The organism is Flavobacterium sp. HJSW_4 (genome assembly GCF_042436695.1).
GTDB lineage: Bacteria > Bacteroidota > Bacteroidia > Flavobacteriales > Flavobacteriaceae > Flavobacterium.
In genome coordinates, this window is record NZ_JBHNPP010000045.1 from 1 (window position 1) to 26,491 (window position 26,491).

14 protein-coding genes are annotated in these 26,491 nt (G+C 34.5%); 8 read left to right on the plus strand and 6 right to left on the minus strand.

Translation table 11 applies throughout. The features are described 5' to 3' along the window. Positions 1-25 precede the first annotated feature (25 nt). The 6 genes from ACE01P_RS22820 to ACE01P_RS22845 all read right to left on the minus strand — a co-directional run bounded on the left by ACE01P_RS22820 (position 26) and on the right by ACE01P_RS22845 (position 10,512). Complete coding sequence (locus ACE01P_RS22820; protein WP_379701368.1) at positions 26-1,333, minus strand: serine hydrolase domain-containing protein; 1,308 nt, start codon at positions 1,331-1,333, stop codon at positions 26-28. Positions 1,334-1,336: 3 nt separating this feature from the next. After that, complete coding sequence (locus ACE01P_RS22825; protein WP_379701369.1) at positions 1,337-3,838, minus strand: beta-N-acetylhexosaminidase; 2,502 nt, start codon at positions 3,836-3,838, stop codon at positions 1,337-1,339. A gap of 12 nt (positions 3,839-3,850) precedes the next feature. Further along, on the minus strand, positions 3,851-5,332 hold the full coding sequence (locus ACE01P_RS22830; protein ID WP_379701370.1) for a glycoside hydrolase family 10 protein: 1,482 nt from the start codon (positions 5,330-5,332) through the stop codon (positions 3,851-3,853). A gap of 280 nt (positions 5,333-5,612) precedes the next feature. Then, entirely contained in the window at positions 5,613-6,440 is an 828-nt protein-coding gene (locus ACE01P_RS22835; RefSeq protein ID WP_379701371.1) for an alpha/beta hydrolase, read from the minus strand. A gap of 56 nt (positions 6,441-6,496) precedes the next feature. Continuing rightward, positions 6,497-9,412: an FAD-binding and (Fe-S)-binding domain-containing protein gene (locus ACE01P_RS22840; protein WP_379701372.1), complete on the minus strand. Its 2,916-nt coding sequence runs from the start codon at positions 9,410-9,412 to the stop codon at positions 6,497-6,499. Between the two features lie 326 nt (positions 9,413-9,738). Further along, complete coding sequence (locus ACE01P_RS22845; protein WP_379701373.1) at positions 9,739-10,512, minus strand: DeoR/GlpR family DNA-binding transcription regulator; 774 nt, start codon at positions 10,510-10,512, stop codon at positions 9,739-9,741. A gap of 225 nt (positions 10,513-10,737) precedes the next feature. On the opposite strand from ACE01P_RS22845, the gene ACE01P_RS22850 reads away from it, so the two are divergent. From ACE01P_RS22850 to ACE01P_RS22885, 8 genes are all read left to right on the plus strand, one after another. After that, positions 10,738-14,025: a SusC/RagA family TonB-linked outer membrane protein gene (locus ACE01P_RS22850; RefSeq protein ID WP_379701374.1), complete on the plus strand. Its 3,288-nt coding sequence runs from the start codon at positions 10,738-10,740 to the stop codon at positions 14,023-14,025. A 25-nt stretch (positions 14,026-14,050) separates the two neighbouring features. Beyond that, the gene (locus tag ACE01P_RS22855) at positions 14,051-15,784 is read left to right on the plus strand and encodes a RagB/SusD family nutrient uptake outer membrane protein (protein ID WP_379701375.1); all 1,734 of its coding nucleotides are present in this window, start codon (positions 14,051-14,053) and stop codon (positions 15,782-15,784) included. A 244-nt stretch (positions 15,785-16,028) separates the two neighbouring features. Continuing rightward, positions 16,029-17,231: an exo-beta-N-acetylmuramidase NamZ domain-containing protein gene (locus ACE01P_RS22860; protein ID WP_379701376.1), complete on the plus strand. Its 1,203-nt coding sequence runs from the start codon at positions 16,029-16,031 to the stop codon at positions 17,229-17,231. 258 nt (positions 17,232-17,489) lie between these two features. Beyond that, positions 17,490-18,317, plus strand: coding sequence for an N-acetylmuramic acid 6-phosphate etherase (gene murQ / locus ACE01P_RS22865; protein ID WP_379701377.1), 828 nt, complete (start codon positions 17,490-17,492; stop codon positions 18,315-18,317). A 165-nt stretch (positions 18,318-18,482) separates the two neighbouring features. Next, complete coding sequence (locus ACE01P_RS22870; RefSeq protein WP_379701378.1) at positions 18,483-19,988, plus strand: sodium:solute symporter; 1,506 nt, start codon at positions 18,483-18,485, stop codon at positions 19,986-19,988. A 72-nt stretch (positions 19,989-20,060) separates the two neighbouring features. Continuing rightward, positions 20,061-23,054, plus strand: a complete 2,994-nt coding sequence (locus ACE01P_RS22875; protein WP_379701379.1) for a glycoside hydrolase family 3 N-terminal domain-containing protein — start codon at positions 20,061-20,063, stop codon at positions 23,052-23,054. Between the two features lie 80 nt (positions 23,055-23,134). Then, positions 23,135-24,406 carry an acyltransferase family protein gene (locus ACE01P_RS22880; RefSeq protein WP_379701380.1) on the plus strand — a complete coding sequence of 424 codons (1,272 nt, stop codon included), beginning with the start codon at positions 23,135-23,137 and terminating at the stop codon, positions 24,404-24,406. Positions 24,407-24,639: 233 nt separating this feature from the next. After that, the gene (locus ACE01P_RS22885; RefSeq protein WP_379701381.1) at positions 24,640-26,181 is read left to right on the plus strand and encodes a PLP-dependent aminotransferase family protein; all 1,542 of its coding nucleotides are present in this window, start codon (positions 24,640-24,642) and stop codon (positions 26,179-26,181) included. The last annotated feature ends 310 nt before the right edge of the window (positions 26,182-26,491 follow it).

Consider the following 26,491-nt stretch of genomic DNA (forward strand, 5'->3'; position numbering starts at 1 on the left):
GTGAATTCGTGGCGAAAAAAAACTTTTAATACTTATTAATTTGTCTCCAGATCTTGGCACTAAAATCATCTTTGTACATTAATCTGTTAGTTCTGGTTGGATTTACGCGATTTGTTAGGATAATTAAAAATCGGTTTGTCTTTCTATTCATAAAGAAAAACGTTCCTGTAAAACCGGTATGTCCGAAATCGTCTTTCGTAAAAAACTCGTCTGGTTTTCTTTTGTCAAAACCTAAACCACGATAAATGCCACTTTTAGCTAAAGGCGAATCTGTAAATTCTTTTACGACATTGGATTTTAGAATTTGTTTTCCTTTGTAAGTTCCATTATTCATGAGCATTTTGCAGATTACAGCAATCGACTCTGCGTTGGCAAATAAACCTGCATTTCCAGAAACTCCTCCAAAAATTGCCGCTGCTTCATCGTGTACATAACCTTTAATCGTGTCTTTTCTAAAAAGATTATCTACTTCTGTCGGCATTACATTATCGATCGAAGTCCATTTTAACGGATTATATCCAATTTTTGAAATGCCTAATTCGGTATAAATTTCATTTGTAAACTGATCTAATTTTTTTCCTGTTTTGGTTTCGATCATTTGCTTTACCAAAAGAAGATTCAAATCGCTGTACAAATATTTCCCTCTCGGATTGGTATTCGCTTTTGCAATTCGATCATAAACTGATGGATAAAATTCTGGATTCAGCCACATGTTTTTATAAATCTGAATCCAATTTTCTTTTGGTTCAAAAGCAAGATATTTGGAATCGTAGACAATGTTTTTGTTAACAAACATATTATCAAACGGCTCAACATATTGCTCTGATTTTTCCTTGCTCAACAAAGGCGAATTATCTGGAGTAGAAAGCAATGCTTGATATAAAGTGATACTTGGTGTTAATCCAGAAGTATGCGTTAGCAATTCAAAAAGCGTTAAATCAGAAATCGCTGTGTTTTTATACATCGAAACTATTTCACCTACTTGATCTGTCAATTTTAGCTTTCCATCTCCAACCAAACGCATGGTTACTAAAGTCGCTCCTAAAACTTTAGACATTGAAGCCAAATCAAAAACATCTTCTGATTTTACTAATTGCTTTTTAGTATAATCGTGATAACCGTAGTTTTTAGAAATCAAATTAAAATCTCCTGTCCCAACAATAACTTGCGCTCCAGGGAAAAAACCTTTTTTAAGCGCATTATTCATCATCGAATCGATGTAGGCTTCATTTTCTTTATTGTCGCTGTCAATATTTATTTTTTTAGGCGAATGAAAACTCATTCCTAAAAAAACAAAAGAAACAATGATGATGCTAAATAGTATCTTTTTCATGATTTACGGATTAATTTTTAAATCTTGTCCTGCCATCAAAGGCTCATTATTCGTTCCTGTAATTTTAATTCTAACGGCTTTTACAGGCTGTTTCGGATAAATGGATGCATTTCCGTAATCAAAATTATCGCCTTTTATAAAGTCAGTTCCATTATATGAAAACTCGACAAAACCATTGTTAATGATAAATCTTGGGTGATGCGGAATTCCAGTCAAAACATCTATCTTAGAAGAAGTTACGAGATTCGTAAAAGTATACAAAATCCAGTCGCCATCTTGGCACGCAACATCGGTACGCAAATACGTTTCTTCATTATAATCTTGCAGATTCGCAATTGGAAACTTCGGATTTTCTGCCATCGAAGAAGTCACCTTCACTTCTGGTTCTTGATAAAGCGAACAATTGAATTTCACATTTGCAGCTGATTTTTTCTCTTCTTTATTTTCAACTGTAAAATCTAATCGATAAATATTTTTTTCGCTGTAATTTTCAATCACAAATCTCAAACGAGGTTTTGATTTCAACGATTTTTCATCATAATACGTCTGCACTAATTTATCATTTTCAAAAAGCGAAACATTTTTAATTGTTCCGTTTGTCCCATCGTCCGTTGGATTAAAAGTCAAATACCAAATTCCCTTTTTGTCGACATGTTCTGAAATATTTTCTGAAATCGTTAGAACTTCTGCTTTTGAAGTATTCCAATTCGCAACAGGCAATTTCTCCACTTTCACGGCAGGACTTGCAGAAGTTTCGTTAAAGAAAACTCTAAACATATAATGTTCATAATCCTTTGTCTGAATTGGTCCAGTGTACAAAGGAGATTGTCTTGTTGGTTCATTTCCATCTTTGTCATAACGAACAATAGCGTTTTCATAAGGCGGAGTAACGGTAATTAATCCATTTTTATAAATTGCCGTTGGAGGAAAATCTCTAAAAGCAATTCCCATATCGGCCAATCGTTGCAAATGGCTGTTGATTAATCTTCCATAAAAATCATCCCAGTTTTTATCTTCTTTTTTAGACCAGCCAATTTCAGACAAAGCACTAATTCTCGGGTAACTTTGGTATTCCATAATTCTAGCTGGACGATCCAAATATTCGCTCCACAGAGCACCTTGAACTCCTACTATATTTTTCTGTTCTTCTGATGTCAGCTCAGCATCTGGAATTGGTTCAAACGAATAGGCACGTTTTGTATCAGTAATTGCCGCCCAACGATGACCTCGTTCTGTTTCAGATTGCGCCATATCGTAATACGTAAACTGTCCAGGCATCATAATGGTTTTATATCCTTTTTTAGCCGATTCGATTCCGTAACTAATTCCTTGCCAAGCAGAAATTAACGTATTGGGATCGATTTCTCCTCCTTTTAGAATTTCATTCCAACCGTCAGTTTTTTTATGGTATTTATCGACAATTTTTTGAACTCTTCTAAAGAAATAATTCTGAAGCTGAAAACTATCTGTAAATCCTTCTTTCGCCATTAAAGCTTGACATTTTGGGCAATGTTCCCAATTCGCACGATTGACTTCATCTCCTGCAACATGAATGTACTCGAAAGGAAATAATCCTGAAACTTCTTTTATTATATTATCTAAAAGCTCATAATTTTCTTCGCGACCCACACACCAAACATTTTTCACTTCGCCTTGAACACTTTTCAATTCCTGTGTTATAGCACAACCCACTTCTGGATACGAAGCAGTTACGGCACGTGAATGTCCTGGAATCTCAATTTCTGGCATAACTGAGATTCCGCGATTAGCTGCATAAGCAACGACTTCTTTTATATCTTCTTGGGTATAAAAACCTCCGTAACGTTTGTCTCCAGAACCGTAAGATGGCAATAAAACTTCTCCTGGACCTCTCCAAGCGCCTTTTAAAGTTAAATCTGGCAATGATTTGATTTCAATTCTCCAACCGTTATCATCAGTTAAATGCCAATGAAAAACATTCATTTTATGAGCCGCCAACCAATCGATATAATTTTTTACGGTTTGTTTATCGAAGAATTGTCTTGAACAATCCAGCATCATTCCGCGCCAATCAAAACGAGGATAATCTTCAATTTTCACAAATGGAACTGTTCCTTTTTTAACTTCTTTTGCTGAGCAAATTTGAACTAAAGTTTGAAGTCCGTTTAAAACTCCGTTGGTTGTTTTTCCTTTTACGAAAATTCCTTTTTCGTTTATTTCCAATTGATACGCTTCATTAGGAAGATCTAATTTTTTATCTACTAAAAACGAAATAATATTTTTTCCATGTTTTTTCCCAATCGAAACAATCGGATTAATTCCTGTATTTTTTGAAAGACTTGCCGAAATATAATCGGTACTATTTTTTAGTTTTTTGTCTACAACAATTTTTAATATTGAAGGCAAAATCAACTGTCCAGCGCTTTGCTGAACTGAAACTGGTTTTGGAATTATATCTAATTTTTGGGCGTGTACAAAAGGTAGCGAACTTAGAAATATCGCAATTAGAAGAATACTTTTTCTCATTTCTTTATTTTTTTATTTTACTGAAAATTCTATCGGACTGCTTTCTGTCTGGGTCTGACTCAAAGCGGTGAGCGCATAAACATAGTTTTCCAAATCGGCATTTGGAACTTCTAGTTTTAGAGCTGTTGTCACATAATAAATGTTTTCAGGATTTGAGAAATCGGTTATTTTTCCTTTTGAAAATCTGTAAATCACATATTTCTTGTCATTAAAAGCCGCTTTCCAAGTCAAAACTGCATTATTGCCTTTTTTAGCAATTACTGCATTTGTTGGCATTTCTGGTTTTAACCTCGTAATTCTATTGGCTTCAGGAGTTAAAGCGATGTATTTGTATTCTTTTTGAATTAAAGGCTGTCTCAAAGTATCTCCTTTTTTCAAAAAAGTTGAAGCGGTAAAATGCATTGAACCCTCAATTTGAGGCAGTTTACGAATCATTTCGATCTGTTTCACAATTTGATCGGGACTTCTCCATTCTGGCTCTTTCGCAGAAGTCGAAATTTTATAATCGCCATGACCAACATAAACATTTGCGCCATATTTGTGCTCTGCCCACCATTTTGCTAGAACTTCAAAATTTGCTCTGTCAAAACCAATGTGCCAATATAATTGGGGCGTAACGTAGTCGATCCAGTTTTCTTTTTGCCATTTTAAAATATTCGCATACAAATCATCATAGTTTGTAGCTCCGGCAACTGTATTAGAACCTTGAGAATCTTTGGCAATATTTCTCCAAACTCCAAAAGGCGAAATTCCGAATTCAACTTCTGGTTTATTGGCAATAATGGTATCTCTGATTTGTTTGATGATTAAATCGACATTGTCTCTTCTCCAATCGTCTTTGTCTTTAAACTGGCGCGGTTCTTTTGCGAAAGCTTTATCATCTGGAAATTCTTGTCCAGCAATTTTATACGGATAAAAATAGTCATCCATGTGAACGGCTTGAATATCATATTTACGAACAATTTCGCCCACAACAGAAGCGACAAAATTTCTTGTTTCTTGTAACCCTGGGTTAAAATATCTTGTTTTTCCGTATGTCAGAAAAAGATCTGGTCTTTTAAAATATAAGTGATTTTTTGAAAGCACATCTCTAACTGTATCTTTCTGCACACGATACGGATTCAGCCAAACGTGTACGTTCATGCCTCGTTTTCCTGCTTCGTCAATCATCATTTGCAACGGATCAAAACCTGGCGCAACGCCTTGAGTTCCGGTTATCCAATGTGAAGCGGGTTCTTTTGTAGATTTGTAAAAAGCATCGGCAGTCGGACGAATTTGAAAAATAACCGTGTTCAGATTATACGAACGAAGATTATCCAAAATGGCAATCATTTCGTTTTTCATTTCTTTATCTGACAAGCCTGGTTTAGACGGCCAGTCGATATTTTCTACAGTTGAAATCCAAGCTGCTCGCATTTCTCTTTTTGGAGATTGCTGACTGAAAATTTTGGTCTGTATCAGCAATACCAAAATCATAATTTTTACGCTTTTCATAATTATTATTTTGGGTTAGTTTGTATAATATTTTAACCGCGAAGCACGCAGTGGTTTACGCAATATTCGCTAAGTTTTTTTTAATCTGTGGCTATTTTTTCTCTCGCAGATTTAGCAGATTTTATTCGTGAAAATTTGTGCAATTCGTGGCTAAAAAATCTTTTAAACTCTTTTAATCTGTGCGAAAAAATACCTAACAGGTTTTGAAAACCTGTTAGGATAGATAACCAACCAAAGTTTATGTATTCCGAATTATCGGTAGTTCGCAATACACTTTATGTTATTTTGCTTTTACACTTTCGTTGAAGAAATCATGAAAAAACAAAAGTTGATATTTTATTGCATTTTCCCAGTATTTGAGATTGTGTTCTCCTGGGCGCTCAATGTAATCGTGATTTATTTTTAGAGTTAGCATTTTTGCATGAAGTTCTCTGTTTACTGTCATGAAAAAATCGTCAACTCCGCAATCAATAATCAGTTTTAATTTGTTGTCTTTTACTAAATCTAACATATTGGTAACCGTGTTTTTATCCCAATTTTGCGGATGTTCTGCAATTGTCCCCAATCGTTTTTTGATGTCCCAATTTTCAGGAAACGGACGAAAATCTACTCCACCGCTCATACTTCCTGCCGCTCCAAATACATCTTGATGTTTAAAAGACAAATACAAAGCACCGTGTCCGCCCATACTCAAACCTGAAATAGCTCTTCCCGCGCGATCTTCAATTGTTCGGTATTGTTTATCAATAAAAGGAACTAATTCTTTTACCACATATGTTTCATATTTAAAGCTCGGATCGATCGGACTGTCAAAATACCAACTTGAATAATTTCCGTCTACACCAACCACAATAAAACCGAATTCGTCAACTTGTCTTCCTAATTCCTTAAAATCTTTTGCCCAAGAAGCGTAATTTCCGCTATACCCATGAAGCAAATAAACTACAGGAAATGCCTTTTTACTCTTTTTATAATTGTCTGGAACCATGACACAAGTTTTAATATTCTTCTGCATCGAAGCACTAAAAACCTGTAAAGTATCAACCTTTGCGGCTCTTGCTGTAAAAATTAGAAAGGCGAATAGAAAGGTGTAAATTGTTTTTTTCATAACTGCTGTTTTTGTTAAAATAATATTTCTGAAAAGCACAGGGAAAATACAAAAAATTATTTCAAACAATCTTTTAAAATAGTAACAGGATGCAAAGCTTTTCTACTTGTTCCGTCAAAAATCTGGTGACGGCAACTTGTTCCTGCGGCCGCAATTGCTGTTGTCGGTTCTGTTGCTCTAATTTTCGGAAACAAAGTATCTTCTCCCATTTGCATACTGATTTCGTAATGCTCTTTTTCATATCCGAATGAACCCGCCATTCCGCAGCAGCCCGAATTGTAAATCGTAACCGTATTATTTTTTGGAATATTCAGCATGGCAAAAGAAGCTCCAACACTGCTCAATGATTTTTGATGGCAATGTCCGTGAATCTTTATGCTTTTTTCTTTTTCAGAAAATTGTCCTGGATGAATTTTTCCGTCTGAAATTTCTCTTTTGAAAAACTCTTCAATAGTGAAAGTGTTTTTGGCTACTTTTTCAGCACTTTCTTTATCTCCAGCTAATCGAAGATATTCGTCTCTGAAAGTCAAAATTGCTGAAGGTTCGAGTCCGATTAAAGGCGTGTTTTCAGAAACTATGTTTTTAAACGTATTGACGTTTTTATTCGCAATTTCTTGTGCTTCTTCCAGAAAACCTTTTGAAATAAAAGCCCTTCCGCTTTCTTCATGATCGATTACAATTACTCGGTAACCTAATTTCGTCAATAATTCGAAAGCATCAATTCCTACTGAAACATCATAATAATTGGTGAATTCATCACAAAAAAGATAAACGCTTCCATTTTCAAAAGCGTTCGTTTCGTGAAGTTTTTTATTGGTTTGATACCATTTCCGAAACGTTTTTGAAGCCAATAATGGCACTTGTCTTTCAGATGCAATTCCCATTCTTTTTTTAACGAAAGAAAGATTCGAAGCCCAATTGGTAACAGACGGCGCAATACTTCCCAATTCATTCAATTTAGAATTGAATGCAAATATTTTATTTCGGAAAGAAAAACCGTTTGCCTTTTGATATTGATATAAAAATTCTGCTTTTAAAGTCGCTACATCGACATTACTCGGGCATTCGCTTGCGCAGGCTTTACAGCTTACGCACAATTCAAAAACTTTATATAATTCTTCGTAATCGAATTTATTTTCTTTTTCAGAGTTCGTCAGATATTCGCGTAAAGCGTTGGCACGTGCACGCGTCGTATCTTTTTCGTTTCTCGTCGCACGATAACTTGGACATAAAGTTCCGCCTGCCGATGGCATTTTACGACAATCTCCAGAACCATTGCATTTTTCGGCAGCACGCAAAATTCCTAAACTATCTGAGAAATCCTGAATCGTTTTAATATCGGGTTCAATTCTTCCTGCCTCAAAACGAAGATTTTCATCCATTTTAGAAGCATTTACAATTTTCCCAACATTCAAAATCGTATCAGGGTCAAATGCTTTTTTTATTCTTTTTAGAAGTTCGTAGTTTTTATCGCCAATCATAAACGGTAAAAACTCTCCGCGTAAAATTCCGTCGCCATGTTCACCACTTAAAGAGCCTCTATATTTCTTGACTAAATGAGCGACTTCAGTAGATATATTTCTAAACTGGTGTAAACCTTCTTTTGTTTTTAAATTGATTTTAGGTCGCAAATGCAACTCTCCTGCTCCAGCGTGCGCATAATAAATTGCGCTTTGTCCGTGGCTTTCCATCATCTCGGCAAAATCGGCAATATAATTTGGAAGATCGCTTAGTTCAACTGCAGTATCCTCAATAGAATCGGCGGCTTTGTCGTCTCCAACAATACTTCCTAAAAGTCCTAAACCAGCTTTTCTAACTTCGTTTACTTTGTCAATATCAGCTCCGTAAATTTTAGGTAATGCATATCCGAAGCCATTATATTGCAAATCTCTAATTAAAGCATCGGCTTGCAATTCGGCATCTTCCATACTAATGTGCGAGCCCACTTCAAGCATAATAACTGCTTTTGGTTCACCCACAATAAAAAATCTATTTTTGGCTTGTTCCCGATTGGTTTTGGTACAATCTAAAATCGTATCGTCCATCATTTCGCACGTATACAAATGATGTTTCATTGCAACCACAACAGCTTCCAAACTTTCTTGAATCGTATGAAAATGGGCCACAACCATAATATTATTTGTTGGCGGAAGATCATCAACTTTTAAAGTAACTTCAGTTGTGAATGCTAAAGTTCCTTCACTTCCGCAAAGCAGCTTCCCTAAATTGATGGTGTTTTCAGTTCCCGAAAAAAGTTCTGACTTTAATAAAGCATCAATTGCGTAACCTGTATTTCTTCTGTGAATTTCTGGTTTTGGAAATTCTCTTAAGATTTCTTCCTGATTTTCTTTGTTTGAAAGTTCTTCGTAAATCGTTTTATAGATTTTACTTTCTAAAGAATCTCCTTTTGTTTTCGCAATAAATTCCTCTGAAGTTAAATCTTTAAAAACGGCAAGACTTCCGTCACTTAAAACTGCTTTTATTTCTACAATTTTATCTCTGGTAACACCGTAACGAATTGAAGTTGTTCCAGACGAATTGTTTCCGACCATCCCGCCAATCATACATCTATTTGTAGTTGATGTTGTGGGAGAAAAAAATAATCCGTGCGGTTTTAAATATAAATTCAGCTCATCGCGAATAACTCCCGGCTGGACTGTTATGGTTTTATTTTTTGGATCAAAAGCAACAATTTTATTGAAATGTTTCGAAACATCAACAATGATTCCGCTTCCTACGGTTTGGCCTGCAAGAGAAGTACCAGCTGTTCTTGGCGTTATAGAAATTTTATTTTTTGAAGCAAAACGAATAATATTTACAATATCATTTTCTGATTTTGGAATCGCCACGGCAAGCGGCATAATTCTATAAGCAGAGGCATCTGTGGCATATATTTTTTTATGAAGTTCATCATAAAAAAGGTTTCCTTCTAAGGAAGTTTCTAATTCTTGTAGTTGAAGAGAATCGGACATTTAATTGGTTCTGTGGCTTTTGGTTTTTAATAAATGTTTCGTTTCTACATTTCACTTAAAAAAAGCTATTCAGCAAAAACGATACAATTCTAAATCTTAATTAGAAATGCCAATTCATTAAAACACGAAGCTTTGAACTTCCTCAAATACACCTAAAAAAGTAAGCAAATGAAGTAATGTTTTTCACAAATATATTTAGCTAATACAGATTAGTTTTAACAAATATAGATACAAAAAAGATACAAATACATTATTTTGCGTTTTTTAACATAATAAATTTACAAAAACGCAACAAAACGCAAAAATTATTTTAGGAAAGTTTAAAATTATAAGACAAAAACCCCTAATTTCTTATATTCTTCTAGCCTTTCATCCTCAGGATCTAGTTCAGTTACGATAGTATCTAACTGAGTAAGATCGCAAACGCTGTGTGGCATTTTAGTATTTAATTTATTAGAAGCAAACATCGAAACTACTCTATCAGAAGCTTCTATCATTGCTTTTTTGACAATAGAAATTTCGTAACCAACTTCTGTAAGCCCTTGTTTTATATTAATACTGCTGGCACCAATAAAGCAAATATCTGCTTTAATTTTAGACACGACCTGAATCACATCCATACCAATTGTCACCATTGCATTTTTCTGCATTTTACCGCCAATAAATATTAGATCAATATTTGGATGTTGAGACAATTGCATAGCGATCGGCAAACTATACGTATATATTGTGGCTTTTAAATCGGCAGGAATTAGCTTTGCAAAAACCAAATTCGTACTTCCTCCACTCATTATAATAACCTGATCGTCATGAAGTAAGGACAATGCTTTTGAGACGATTTGCTTTTTTTGTTCTTCTGCAGTTATGGCAATGTCAAATACATTTGCAGGTTTCTCTTTAACTTGAACTGCTCCGCCATATACCTTCTCTAACTGGTTTTTACTGTCCAATTCGTTCAAATCTCTTCTTATAGTATCTTCTGACAAATCGAGAGCCAAGGCTAAATCTGTTGTAACAACTTTTTGGTCTTCAATAAGCTTAGTCATTATGTATTTATGTCTTTCGGCTTTCAGCATCTTTTTTAAAAAGTTAAAGTTCATGACAAATATATCAAATATTTCAATTTATATCAGAAAAGAGCCTTAAAACTGCAAAATCATGCATTAGTTAAATTTTAAAAACAAATCAGATAAATATTTTTCGACAAAACTTGCGTTTTTTTGCGTTATTTAAAATTATTTTCGAAAATAAATTCTAAATAACGCATTTATATGCAATAATTAAATATATTTGCTCAACAACAACCATAAAAAACCAGATTAATCATGAAAAAGTTACTCTTTATTTCAGTGTTGTTTTTGTGCATTCAAACAGCATTTGGACAAGCAAAAACTGTTACTGGAACAGTAAAAAGCAAATCAGACGGAATTCCAATTCCTGGAGTCAGCGTCGTTATTCAAGGAACAAATAACGGCACAACAACTGACTTTGATGGAAACTACAGCATTTCTGTAGCGCAGGGACGAACTCTAAGCTTTAGTTATATGGGCTACGAAACCCAATCAATTAAAGTAGAAAACCAGCAGAAAATAAATGTTGGCCTTATAGAAAGCACTTCGAAACTTGACGAAGTAGTTGTTGTAGGTTTTGCTTCTCAGAAAAAAACAAACCTAACAGGTGCTGTTGCCAATATTGATGTTGCTAAAACAATCGGCAGCCGACCTTTAACTGATGTTAGTAAAGCTTTACAAGGTACTACACCAGGTGTTAATATTAATTTCAATTCAGGAAATATCAACCGTGCTGCAAAAATCAACATTCGTGGAGCGGGTACAATTAATGGTTCTGACGATCCTTTAATATTAGTAGATGGTGTTCCGACAGACTTATCATTAATCAATCCAAATGATATTGCAACGATGTCTGTACTTAAAGATGCGGCTTCTGCTTCTATTTATGGTGCACGTGCTGCTTTTGGTGTTGTTCTTATTACTACAAAAGGAGGAAAAACAGGAGAAGGAAAAGTGAGGTTTTCTTATTCTGCCAATACTGCTTTTACCAACCCAATTTCTACACTTAAATTCTTAGATCCAACAGAAGAAATTCCGGGATTAATTGCTGCTGGAACAAGAACTGACGGTGCTACACCAGAGATTTTTGGTCAGAACTATAGCATTTTATTAGACGGAATTAAAAACTGGAAAGAGAAATACGCCAACAATCGTACTAGCCGTGAGATGGTTTATGGAGAAGATTGGGAAATAAAAAATGGTACACCTTACTTCTACAGAGTTTGGGATGCTAATAAAGAATTGTATGCTAGCAATGCATTACAAACAACTCACAACATTTCTGCACAAGGAAATTTAGGAGATAAAAGTTCATTCTTCGCTTCGTTTGGTCTTACCAACCAAGACGGTATGTTGAGAGTCAACCAAGAAAAAAGACAGAGAATCAACATCAATTTAGGTTTTACAACAAAATTAGCAGATTGGCTTACTGGAGATTTCAAAGTAATGACAATCAACAGTTCTTACGATCAGCCGTTTAACTATTATGGTGGTTCTGGAACTGATGATACAAGTTATGGAGGTTATTTTGGTTATGCACTTCGTTGGGGACAATACTTCCCAAATTTTGGAACTTACAGAGGCTACAATTTCCGTACAGCTGGAGGATATTTATCTAATGCTTCTAGAAACGAAAACAACAAACGTAATACTAGGGTAAGTGGTAAATTTACAGCAGATATTACTAAAGATTTAAACCTTATTACAGAAATAAGCAGTGTAAACGAATATTACAACAGAAAACAAAATGGTGGTAAATTCTTAGCATGGGACAGCTGGTCAGCAATGCCTTACGATGCTACTACAATTCAGACTGCTACTCCTGCAACTCTTGAAACAGGAAATGATTTTGTTGGTCAGTCAAAATCGGAGTCAACTACAAATGTTGTGAATATTTATGGTAATTATAAAAAACAATTTGACAAACATAATTTCAAATTCTTAGCTGGTTTCAACTCTGAGTGGCAAAATTTCTCTCGTAATTATGCAAGAAGAAATACACTTTTAGACAAATCTAAACCAGAATTTAACCTTGCAGTTGGTGAGCAATTTGTTTCTGGATCTGCAAATAAAGATTTGAATCCAACAGTAACTGAATATTCAATTGCAGGTTTCTTTGGACGTATCAACTATGATTATAATGGAATTTATTTAGTAGAGCTTAATGCTCGTTATGACGGTTCTTCAAGATTTCCAACAAATGAGCAATGGGGATTCTTCCCTTCTGCTTCTGTAGGATACAAAATTGTGAACGAGAAATTTATGGAAGGAACTCGCGGTTGGTTAAACGATCTTAAATTACGTGGTTCTATTGGATCAATCGGAAACCAAAATGTTGGAAACAATGCTTTCTTATCGATCATGACGGCTAAAAATCCTTCTTGGGTAAATAGCGGCGCTACTATTCCTCCTTCTACTGACTTGCCAACTAACGTAGACCCAGCCTTAACTTGGGAAAAAGTATTGACGAAAGATGTTGGTATCGATATTAAAATACTTGATATGCTTGGTGCTTCTTTTGATTGGTACCAACGTGATACAAAAGGAATGCTTGCTCCTGGTATAACACTTCCAGGTTCATTTGGTCAGACTTCTGCACAGACAAACTCAGGAAATATGAGAACTAAAGGCTGGGAGCTTTCTTTGAACTTTAATAAAGATTTGAGCGAAACTGCTTCTATTTTTGTTGATCTTGCTTTATCTGATTCTAAATCAGTTATTACAAAATGGAATAACACTTCTAAATTATTAGCTTTAGTTACACCAGATACAAAACCTTACTATGATGGTTTCGAAATTGGTCAAATCTGGGGATTAACGAGTGATAGACTTCTTCAAGCTGATGACGTAATTACAAATAACGGTAAAACGGTAAATGGCGTTGACTACTCTAAAACAATGGGCGGTAACTTTAAATACGGAGCTGGAGACGTTCACTACGTAGATATCGATGGCGACGGTGCTATTACTCGTGGAGCTGGAACTGCTGATGATCACGGAGATTTGAAAAAAATTGGTAACTCAACACCTCGTTACAGATATGGAATCACATTAGGTGGAAAATTCCGCGGATTTGATATTTCGACTTTCTTCCAAGGAGTTGGAAAACGTGATTACTGGGCGGCTTCTGATGCTGTATTGCCTTTCTACCGTGCACCTCAGCAAATGTATGCTAACCAAGCAGATTACTGGACTCCAGAAAACACAGGTGCTTATTTCCCAAATCCGTATTATGGAAATGAAGCTAATGCTCTTGGTTCTGGTACTAACGGACAAAATAACTTTGTTACTTCAACAAGATATTTATTAGACATGTCTTATTTCCGTCTAAAAAACTTTACTATCGGATATAATTTGCCTGCTGCTATTGTGAAAAAAGCAGGATTAGAAAAAGTAAGATTATATACTTCTGGTGAAAATATTGCAACTTGGAAAGACAAACGTCTTCCTGTAGATCCAGAAATTGACGAAACAGAAGTTTTCTGGGGAAGAGCTTATCCTTACACTAAAACTTGGTCAGTTGGTGTTGATATCGCTTTCTAATCTCTAACTATTCAAAACTTATACAATGAAAAAATACAATATAAAATCTAAGTTTCTGCTAATGTTTGCAACTGCTTTGCTAGCAGGAAGCGCAGTTAGCTGTTCAGATTATCTTACTGATGATCCTGCAGATAAATTTACAAACGATAACTTTTGGCAGTCAGAAGACAACGTAAAAACCTTTTCATGGCTTAACTACGATACTTTTTATGGTTATGGAAACGGAACAACAATCGGTCTTTCTTTCTTCTACTATCATGGAAGTGATTATAAAGTAGATGATAACTTGTCTGCGTTTACTTTCTATCAAATGCCCGTTACAGCGGCAACAACAAATCTTTATTCTTGGAATGAATATTACACGCTTATCCGCCGTTGCAATTTGATGCTAGAAAAAATTCCGACAGTAAATATGTCGACAGAAAAAAAGAACCATTACATTGGAGTTGCTAAATTTTTCAGAGCGTATACGTATTTCCGTTTAGTTCAAAAATTTGGTGATGTGCCTTATACTGATAAATATTTAGCTCAAGGCGATGCTGATGTATACGCTCCTTCAAAACCAAGAGCTGAAATTATGGATAAAGTAATTGCAGAACTTCAAGAAGCAGCAGATTTAATGCTAGTAAATGATGATAAAAACGCTACTGCAAATAAATACACAGCTTATGCAGCTTTAAGTAATGCTTGCATTTACGAAGGTACTTACAGAAAATACCATTTAGGTCAAGACGGAAGCGTTTACCTTAACAAAGCAAAAGCGGCTTCTTTGATGATCATGAACAATCCGAGCTACAAGTTAAATGCAGATTGGAAAGGACTTTACAATTCAGTTGAATTGCTTGGAAATACAGAAGTGATATTGACAAAACGTTATTTAACAAACGTATTGATGCACTCTCTTCAAAACTATACCAATACATCAACTATTCAGTATGGTTTAACAAAATGGGCTGCTGATAGTTATGTAACAACAAACGGATTGCCAATTCAGCAAGCAGGAAACAGCCAATATACAGGCGACGATACTGCTGCAAAAACATTTGCAAACAGAGATCCTCGTTTTGCTAAAACGGTAAATCCAGCAAATTATGGCTACAAAGGAAAACCTTTTGGTACAGCAGCTTTAGTTTCAATGTCTGGATATGTGTTTGAATTGTACAACAATCCTGCTACAACAGGTCCAGATGTAACTACTGGAGGACGTAACTATACTGATGCTCCTTTATTTACTTTAAGTGAAGTGTATTTGAATTATGCTGAAGCTTGCGCTGAATTAGGAAACGCAACAAACAGCGATCTAGATTTGTCAATCAATAAAGTTCGTGCACGTGCTGGAATCGCTCCTTTGACTACAGACGGAATAAATGCTTCTGCTAATGGAGTTCAAATTAATGACCCAAGAAGAACTTCATCTTTAGAGCAAATTTCTGGTGTTGTTAATCCATTAATATGGGAAGTTCGTCGCGAGCGTCAAATTGAATTCATGAGCTGGACCACTTTAAGACAAGCTGATATCTACCGTTGGAAAAAAGGAGATTATTTAGATACTAGCAAAAACCCTGATGTAAATCTTGGTGCAAGAATCGGTACTCCTGTTGGTTCTCAAACTGTAGTAGATGCAAACGGTTACGTAAAAATATACCCAGTAAGCACGAGAACTTTTGAGCCTAAACATTATTTAATGAACATTCCAACAAATGACATTGATTTGTATAAAGCTCAAGGTGTAGAATTAAAACAAAATCCAGGCTGGTAATTCAGTAAAAACAGGATAATTACCCCATAATAAACTGCCTCTGAAATGAGAATTTTAGAGGCAGTATTTTAAAACACTCTTTCTTAAACACATCACGACTGATAAAAGACAAAAAATCATCCTGAAAAATCAGGCTTTCAAATCTTAGTTTTTAGATTCCCAATCTACTTTAAACATTCATATACTCCGATAAAATATTAATTTTATTAGTCCATTTTGTCTTTAACTAATAACTGTATTTAAAATGATAAAATTTATAGCAAAAAGTACTTTTGTTGCAGCATTTCTATTCTGTGTACCAACCTATTCGGCAGAAAATCGATCAATTGAAATCAATCATTCCAAAGACTTCAATTACGCTGTAATAAAAACCGGAGCCGACAATTACGAAAAATACCTTCCGCTTTTAAAAGATAAAAAAGTCGGAATCGTAACCAACCAAACTGGAATTTTAACCAACAAAACTCATGTTGTCGATTTCCTTTTGGAGAAAAAAATTGCCGTTCAAACTATTTTTGCCCCAGAACACGGATTTAGAGGAACGGCCGATGCAGGAGAACATATCGTTGACGGAAAAGATCCTAAAACCGGTTTGCCCATTATTTCGCTTTATGGCGACAACAAAAAACCAAAACCAGCGCAGTTATCTGGTCTTGACGTCATGATTTTTGACCTTCAAGATGTAGGTGCAAGATTCTACACTTACATTTCTTCCTTGCATTATGTAATGGAAGCTTGTGCCGAAAACAATATTCCGCTTATTGTTTTTGACCGACCAAATCCAAATGGTTCTATTGTAGACGGACCTCTTTTAGAAAAAGAATTTACAAGTTTTGTCGGCATGCACCCTATTCCGCTCCTTCACGGAATGACAATTGGTGAATATGCACAAATGGTAAATGGAGAAAAATGGCTGAAAGATGGAACGCAATGCAAACTAACCGTAATTCCTTGTTTAGATTACAAAAGAACAATGCCTTACAGTTTATTGGTGAAACCATCTCCAAATCTACCCAACGATCAATCCATAAATTTATATGCCAGTTTATGCCTTTTTGAAGGAACTAATGTGAGTATGGGACGCGGAACCGAAAAACAATTCCAAATTTATGGTTCTCCGTATTTAACCAACACCTCTTTCAGCTTTACTCCAAAACCAAACTTTGGCGCCAAAGACCCATTATATAATGGAAAAGAATGTTTTGGCGAAGATTTAACGAAATATCCAAAACTAAAACAATTAGAATTGAAATGGCTAATTAAAGCATACCAAAACACCAGCGCCAAAACGAAGTTCTTCAATGCTTTTTTCACCAAACTCGCAGGAACAAAAAAATTACAGCAACAAATTGAAAATGGCGTTTCTGAAAGTGAGATCAGAAAAACTTGGCAGAAAGACCTTGAAACTTTCAAAACAATGCGGACAAAATATCTGATTTATAAATAATTTTCTAGATTAAATTATTTAAACACATAGAAACATAGATTTTATTGCTTCTGTTTAAGATTACAGAAAAAGCAAGCTTTAACACATAGCTATGTGAAATATTCTAAGTGAAACGCCTTTAATAAATCCCTAAAAGCTATGTTTCTATGTGTTTTAAAAAAAAAGCGTCTAAAAATTAAAACAATACCTATTAATGTAAAATAGAGAAGCCCGATATTGAAAGAATCTCGGTTTCAAAAATCAAAAAAAAAAAGAAAAATGAAAAATAAAAATCCTGAAACTGAACAAGAATCTTTGTACAAAGACTTGGATCAAATGAGCGTGAAAGAACTTCTTACCAACATTAATACAGAAGACAAAAAAGTTCCACATATTATTGAAGAACAGATTCCTAAAATAGAAAAATTGGTTAAAGCAATTGTAAAAAAAATGCAATTGGGCGGTCGATTATTTTATATCGGAGCAGGAACTTCTGGACGAATCGGAATTTTAGACGCATCAGAATGCCCGCCTACTTTTGGCGTTTCGCATGACATGATTATCGGGATTATTGCGGGTGGAGATACTGCCATTAGAAAAGCAGTTGAAAATGCCGAAGACGATACAGAACAAGCATGGAAAGATTTAGCCAAATTTGAAATTTCAAGTTTGGATATGATTATCGGAATTGCTGCTTCTGGAAACACGCCTTACGTTTTAGGAGCTTTGAAAAAAGCCAAAGAACACAATATCAAAACAGGAAGTATTTCTTGCATCAGTAATGGACTTATTGCGCAAGAAGCTGATTATCCAATCGAATTAATTGTAGGACCTGAATTCTTAACAGGAAGCACAAGAATGAAAGCTGGAACGGCTCAAAAACTTACCTTGAACATGATTTCTACTTCGGTAATGATCAAATTGGGAAAAGTAAAAGGTAACAAAATGGTTGACATGCAATTGTCTAACGAAAAGTTAGTAAAACGCGCCATTAAAATGATCGTTGAAGAACTTGAAATTGAACATGACATAGCTGAAGAATTACTGCATAAACACAAGAGCGTTAGAGCTGTTTTACTGGCGCACAGCAAAAACCAAAAAATATAAACCTCCCTATTAAAATCTTTTATAGATTTATACAAATTCAAAAGCTGAATAAATTCATTTTTTGGAGTTTTTAACACCGACCTGATAGAATAAAATTCGTCAGGTCAATTAAAAAATCTTGATCTGAATTATTTGTAAAAAACCAAAAAACTACCAAATTATAAAATGACACCAAGCACCATTCTTCTATTAATTATAATTTATTTCGGGACATTATTCTATATCTCACACCGAGTGAGCAAGAAAGACAGCGGAAATGAAGCTTTTTTTACAGCCAATAAAAATTCAAAATGGTATTTAGTTGCTTTCGGAATGATCGGAACAGCACTTTCTGGAGTAACTTTTATTTCGGTTCCAGGAGAAGTTGGCGCTGCCAGCGGAGAGCAATTCAAATATTTTCAATTTGTTTTGGGTAATGCATTAGGTTTTATTGTCATTACCAAATTACTGCTTCCGCTTTATTATAGAATGAATCTGACTTCGATTTATAGTTATATCGAACATAGAATGGGTCTTTTCAGTTATAAAACGGCGGCTTCGATTTTCTTAATTAGTAGAACAATTAGCTCGGCGTTTAGACTTTATTTGGTTGTTATTGTTTTACAGCGATTTGTGTTCGATTTTTATCATATTCCGTTTGCTTTTACCGTTTTAATTTCCCTTTTGCTTATCTTCTCTTACACTTATAGGGGCGGATTAAAAACGATTATTATTACCGATACTTTACAAACATTTTTCTTAGTTACTTCTGTTTTTTTAACCATTTATTTTATTTGTGATCGAATGGATTTAAGTGCAATCAGCGCTTTCGAAGAAGTGAAAAACAGCAATTATTCTAAGATCTTTTTCTTTGATGATTTTATGGGAAGCAAATTCCATTTCATAAAACAAATTTTGGGCGGAATGTTTGTTACTATTGCCATGACAGGTTTGGATCAAGATTTAATGCAAAAAAACTTGAGCTGTAAAAACATTGGCGAAGCACAAAAAAACATGTTCACTTTTACAGGAATATTTGTGGTAATCAATATTTTCTTTTTGAGTGTTGGAGCGCTATTATACATCTACGCAAACAAAAACGGAATCGCAATTCCAACCGATTTAGTAACAGGAAAACCAAGAACCGATTTGCTTTTCCCTGAAATCGCTTTAAATCATTTAGCGTTAATTCCGGCAATTGTGTTTCTATTAGGAATTATTGCGGCAACTTTTGCAACTACAGATTCAGCTTTAACGGCTTTAACAACTTCTTTCTGCGTTGACTTTTTAGGAATGGATAAAGCAGAAAACACATCAAAAAATACGGTTAGAACCAGACATATTGTACATATTAGTTTTTCTGTATTAATTTTCTTCGTGATTATTATTTTCAATACAATCAACGACAGCTCAGTCGTTGGAATGATCTTTAAAGTCGCTTCTTACACTTACGGCCCATTATTAGGATTATACGCTTTTGGTTTGTTTCAAAAATCTAGAAATGTGCACGACAAACTAGTTCCGATAATCTGTTTATTGTCTCCATTTTTCACTTATTTAATTAATGAAAATTCGAAACTATTGTTTGCAGGATATGTTTTTGATAACGAATTAATTGTCCTAAACGGATTAATAACGTATTTAGGATTATTTATTACAGGCTCAAAAAGGAGTGACAAAATAAGCTTCTAATCGGCTTATCAATATTGATTAATCAATTTGTTTTTAATGCGTTACATCCAAATTGATTTTAAAAAAAATCACATGAAAAATTCATTCATAAAAATTAGTTTATACGCCTCTTTTATATTTTTAATTACAAATTGCGCCACTAAAAAAAACAGCGTAACCGATGCTAACAAAGACATTCCTTTGAAAGACACCGTTACTTACGTTCAAAAAAATAGTACAGAGAAAAAAACTTTCTTTAAAGATTCTGATAAAGAAACGGCTTGGGTTGACAGCATTTATAGCAAAATGACCGTTCAGGAAAAAATCGGCCAGCTGTTTATGGTTTCGGCTTATTCGAACAAAGATTCAGTGCATATTAACCAGATCAGCAAACTGATTACCGATTACAAAATAGGAAATCTTATTTTCTTTCAAGGCGGACCAGTTCGTCAAGCGAAATTGACCAATTTATATCAATCAAAAGCAAAAGTGCCTTTAATGATCGGAATCGATGCCGAATGGGGATTAGCCATGCGTTTAGATTCAACATATCGTTATCCTTGGAACATGACTTTGGGCGCTATTCAGGATTTAAGTTTAATTGAAAAAGTGGGAAGAAATATGGCTGCCGAAAACAAAAGAATCGGCGTTCATTTCAACTTTGCTCCTGTTTTGGACATTAATACCAATCCTAAAAATCCAATTATCGGAAATCGTTCTTTTGGTGAAGACAAAGTAAATGTGACCGAAAAAGCGCTTGCTTTAATGAAAGGAATTCAAGGAAATGGCGTTTTCTGTACCGGAAAACATTTCCCTGGGCACGGCGACACTTCAACCGATTCACATAAAGCTTTACCAACCGTTGATTTTTCTAAAGAACGTCTTGAGTTAGTCGAATTATATCCGTACAAAAAATTATTTGACGAAGGATTGGCTTCTGTAATGGTTGCGCATCTAAATATTCCGAGTTTAGAATCACAGCCAAATTGCCCTTCTTCGGCTTCTTATAATGTTGTTACGAATTTGCTGCAAAAAGAATTAGGTTTCAACGGATTGATTTTTACAGACGGTTTAGCGATGAAAGGTGCTGCCAATTTTAAAGGTCCTGGCGATTTGGAAATTGCCGTTCTTTTGGCTGGAAATGATATTTTACTTTGCCCTGATAATGTTCCTTTAGCATTCCAAAAATTGGAAGCTGCTTACAATGAAAACGTAATTACTGAAGAAAGATTAGCGCATTCGGTTAAAAAAATATTGCACTTCAAATACAAAGCGGGATTAAATAAATACAAGCCAATTGATTTGAATAATTTGGTTGAAGATTTGAATCCAACTCAAAATGATGCTTTACATTATAAATTGTATGAAAACGCCATCACGGTTTTAAAAAATGAAAAAGAAATTCTTCCTATAAAAGATCTAAACGAAAAAATTGCCTACATAAAATTGGGTGAAGACACCAATAGCACTTTCGTTTCTACCTTAAAAAAATATACGAATATTACAGAAGTTAGAGACATCAATCTTGACAGTCTAAATAAGGAATTGAAAAAATTTGACAAAGTAATTATCAGTTTTCACAAAGTTAATAAGCCTTGGGAAAAACAAGAATTCTCATTACAAGAAATGCTTTGGCTGAAAGAAATTGCTAAACAGAACAAAGTAATTTTGGATGTTTTTGCAAAACCATATTCATTGCTTTCAATTAAAGATTTTGATGAAATTGAAGGATTGGTCGTTTCGTATCAAAACTCAGATATTAGTCAAGTCGTTTCAGCCGAATTACTTTTTGGAGCTATTGATGCCAAAGGAAAATTGCCTGTTTCGATTAATGATTCCTTCCATGTCAATGATGGTTTAATGACCGAAAAATTAAATCGTTTAGCATTTACAGCTCCAGAAAATGTAAATATGAATCCTGCGATTTTATCTAAAATTGATGCAGTTGCACAAAAAGCAATCGATGGAAAAATGGCTCCAGGAATGCAAGTTTTAGTAGCCCGAAAAGGAAATGTTATTTTTCAGAAATCGTATGGAGCACAAACTTATGACAACGGAAAAAAAGTTGCCAATACAGATTTGTATGATGTTGCTTCGATTTCAAAAATGATTTCTACTTTGCCAAATGTGATGCAATTGTATGATAAAAATAAAGTCGAGCTTGATACGAAGCTAAAAGATATGCTACCATTTTTTGCGAAAACAAATAAAGAAAATATCATTTTCAAAGATTTGCTAAATCATTACGCAGGACTTCAAGCTTGGATTCCGTTTTACAAAGCAACTTTGGACCATAACAATCAGCCCTCTGAAAAGTATTACAGTAAAGTTGCTGGGTCAAATTTTACTACGAAAGTTGCTGAGAACCTTTATATCCGAAATGATTATCACGATACGATTATGAAAATCATTGCCGAAAGTCCTGTTTCTCCTAAAAAAGAATACAAATACAGCGACTTTACTTTTATCATTTTGAAGGAATATTTAGAAAGAAAAACGCATAAAAAGCTGGAAGATTTAAGCAAAGAAAATTTCTACAATACTCTAGGAATGACCAATACGCTTTACAATCCACTAGAGAAATTTGACAAAAGCAATATTGCTCCAACTGAAGTTGATAATTATTTCCGCCATCAATTAATTCAAGGTTATGTTCATGATATGGCCGCAGCGATGGAAGGCGGAGTTGCAGGTCACGCAGGAATTTTTTCGAACAGTATGGATGTTGCCAAAATGATGCAGTTGTTTTTACAAAAAGGGAATTACGGCGGCATTCAATATTTTTCTCCAGAAACTTTTGATGCTTTTAATACTTGCTACTACAAAAACGAAGGCGTTTTAAGAGGATTAGGATTTGACAAAAGAGTCCACAAAGGCGGACCAACTTGCAATTGTGTTTCTGAAGCGAGTTTCGGACACACTGGGTTTACAGGAAACATGGCTTGGGCAGATCCAGAAACCGAAATCATGTATGTTTTTCTATCAAACCGAACTTATCCAGAAGTAACAAACGACGAAAATAAATTAGCCAAAGGAAAAATCAGAGAAGAAATTCAGCAAATAATTCAAGACGCAATCATAAAATAACTTGAAAGCAAAGGGTCAAGAATCTTTCTTCTTGCTTCTTTCTTCTTAAAAAAATCTAACTAATCTAAAAACCAAACCCAATGACAAAAGAACGTTTAACCTCACTCGATGTCTTTAGAGGATTTACTATTTTCCTAATGACAATCGTAAATAATCCAGGAAGCTGGTCTTCTATTTATCCGCCCTTAGAACACGCTGAATGGCACGGTTGCACGCCTACAGATCTAGTTTTCCCGTTTTTTGTTTTTATAATGGGAACTGCGATTCCGTTTGCAATGCCTGTAAAACATTTTGACGGAAGTGTTTTTAATAAAATCTTAGTTCGTTCACTTCGAATTTTCTGCTTAGGATTGTTTTTGAGCGTTTTCAGCAGAATTCATTTATTTGGTTTAGAAGGAATTCCGTTATTAGGAATGAGATTATTAATCGCTTTTGCCGTTGCTTATGCGCTTTTAGGAAATTTTACAATGAAAGTCAAAACCATTCTTGCCGTTGGAATTTTCATCATACTAATTTCTTTATCCTTCAGCGGATTAGAACATTTTGAAGACACTAGAATTCCAGGTGTTTTACAACGAATTGCAATTGTGTATTTCTTTACTTCTATTTTGTATTTAAAAACCAATTTAAAAACTCAGCTTTTAGTTTTAGCGACACTTTTAATCGGATATTGGCTTTTAATGGCTTTTGTGCCCGTTCCCGGATTTGGTCCTGCTAATTTCGATAAAGGAACCAATTTAGCGGCTTGGATTGACGATACACTTTTAAACGGACATTTATGGGCATCTTCTAAAACTTGGGATCCAGAAGGAATCTTGAGCACTTTACCAGCCATCGGAACTGGAATTTTAGGAATGTACATTGGTCAACTTTTAAACCTTTCAATAGAGAAAATCGAAATCGTAAAAAAAACAGCTATTGCAGGAGTTGCGTTATTAATTGGAGGTTTAATTTGGAACACCTTCTTCCCAATCAATAAATCGCTTTGGACAAGTTCTTATGTTTTATATACGGCTGGAATTGCAACAATTTCATTGACACTTTTATATTTTATAATTGATGTGAAAGGTTATAAAAAATGGACGAAATTATTCTTGATTTGGGGAGTAAACCCAATGATCGTATTTTTCTTTTCTGGAATAATTCCGAGAGTTTTAAGTTCGATAAAAGTCGTTGATCCTACAAATTCTGGAGAAGAAATCGGTTTTCAAGCTTACATATATGATCACGCAATTGTTCCTTGTTTTGAAAATCCGTTGAATGCGTCATTGACTTATGCTTTGTCTTACGCCGTTTTCTGGTCTTTCATTTTATGGATTTTCTACAAAAAGAAACTGATTTTCAAAGTGTAATAATTCTTTTCCTACAAGTTAAATTTAATCTGCGCCATCTGCTTTTATCTTTTTAAATCTGCGTGAAAAAATCTGTACGCAAAATATTTCACGCAGATTTAATAAGATTTTAGCAGATTAATTTAGATTTTATTTATTTCAAAATAATTTCAGCCGGATTAACGTAATTGTTTGTTAGTTATGATTTCTGATGCTTGTATAAAATAGAACTGCTTTTCTTTTTTCTAAAAATTTTGAGAAAAGCAGTATCTTGCCGTACTAATCAAAAGCATCAGATTCGAATTATGGATAGTCCGGTTGAAATTCCTTTTAAAAGCTTTATTCAGCTTAAACCAGAAGAAAGCACTGCAATTTACCTGCAGATTGTTTTTGAGTTTATCAAAGCCATACAAACAGGTTTTCTTCCTGAAGGCACCAAACTTCCAGGCACTCGAATTTTGTGTAAAGTGCTTTCTGTTAACCGAAATACTTTAATCAAAGCTTTTCAAGATTTAGAATCGCAAGGTTGGATTGAAACGCTTCCGAACAAAGGGACTTTCATTTTATCACAGCAAAAACAAAAAAACAAAGCGGAGTTTACGATTTCGAAAGAACAAAATTCATCGGAAGAAAATGTTGGTTTTAGTTTTCAACGTTCTACTATTCTCGAAAATCCGATAGAAATTAGCAATCTTCCGCATCAATTTAATGACGGAATGCCCGATTTACGATTGGTGCAAACCGATGTTTTGGCTCGATTATATGTTTCGAAATTAAAAAGAAGAAAAACATCTAAAACTTATGAGCAAATAGAATTGCGCTCGCATTCAAATTTTAAAACTCATTTTTCTAATTATCTCAATCTTACTCGAGGAATTCGAATTTCAACTTCCAATCTACTTACCACAAGCAGCCATGAAATCGCTTTATATTTGGTTACCAAAATATTGATTGCACCAAACGATAAAGTTGTTGTCGCTTCTCCAGGTTATTACATGTCAAATATGACGCTAACAAATACGGGCGCACAGATTATTTCTATTCCTGTAAATGAAGACGGAATTGATACCAAAAGATTAAAAGAAATCTGCGAAACGACCAAAATTCGAGTTTTATATTTAACCTCCAATTACCATTATCCGACCACAATTTCGCTTAGCGCGAAAAAAAGAATCGAAGTTCTGGAATTAGCAAATCAATACGGATTTGTAATTCTAGAAGACGATTACGATTTTGATTTTCATTACGATAATAATCCAGTTCTACCGTTAGCCGCATTTGATTCCAATCAGAAAGTGGTTTATATTGGTTCTTTTGGAAGATCGCTTCCGTCTGGATTTAGTTACGGGTTTGTTGCCGCTCCTGCGGAATTTATTAAAGAACTCGAAAAACATCAAAACATTCTAGAACCTAGAATTGATGTTCTCAAAGAACAGGTTTTAACCGAATGGATTACCGAAGGTGAAGTGCACCGACTTTCGAAAAAAAATAAAAAAATCTACAAAGAACGCCGTGATCATTTTATTTCGCTTTTAAATGAAAAACTAAAAGATAAAATCAAATTTAAAATTCCGCCTCGTGGATTGGCGATTTGGGTTGAATGGCTAGATCAATTTAATTTGATACAATTTCAAAAAGAATGTTCGAACCATGGATTATTTCTGCCGAAAACCATTTTATATCAAACTAGAAATCTTACGGCAACTCGCCTAGGTTTCGGGCATTTAGAAAAAGAAGAAATGGAAAAAGCGGTTTCTATTTTGAGTGAAAGTTTGGAGATAATTATAGTGAAATGATTTTTTTTTAAAACACATAGAAATATAGTTCCTTTGAAACTCTCCCCATCTCGAATATAAAACATAGCCCACGGTTTCAACCGTGGGAGACATGCAGATTAAACCCAACATTGCGTCCCACGGTTGAAACCGTGGGCTATGTTTGAATAAGATTGTCTTGAAATTTTTCTCTGATTAAAGATTTTTTTCCCTTTCCCAGAAACGATGTCTTCCTAAAGCTTTTACAAAAGAGACACTTAAATTTTTATCCGAACGATTTTCGCTCATCAAAACACCTGGATCGTTATTTATATCGCTATTGTTTTTTATA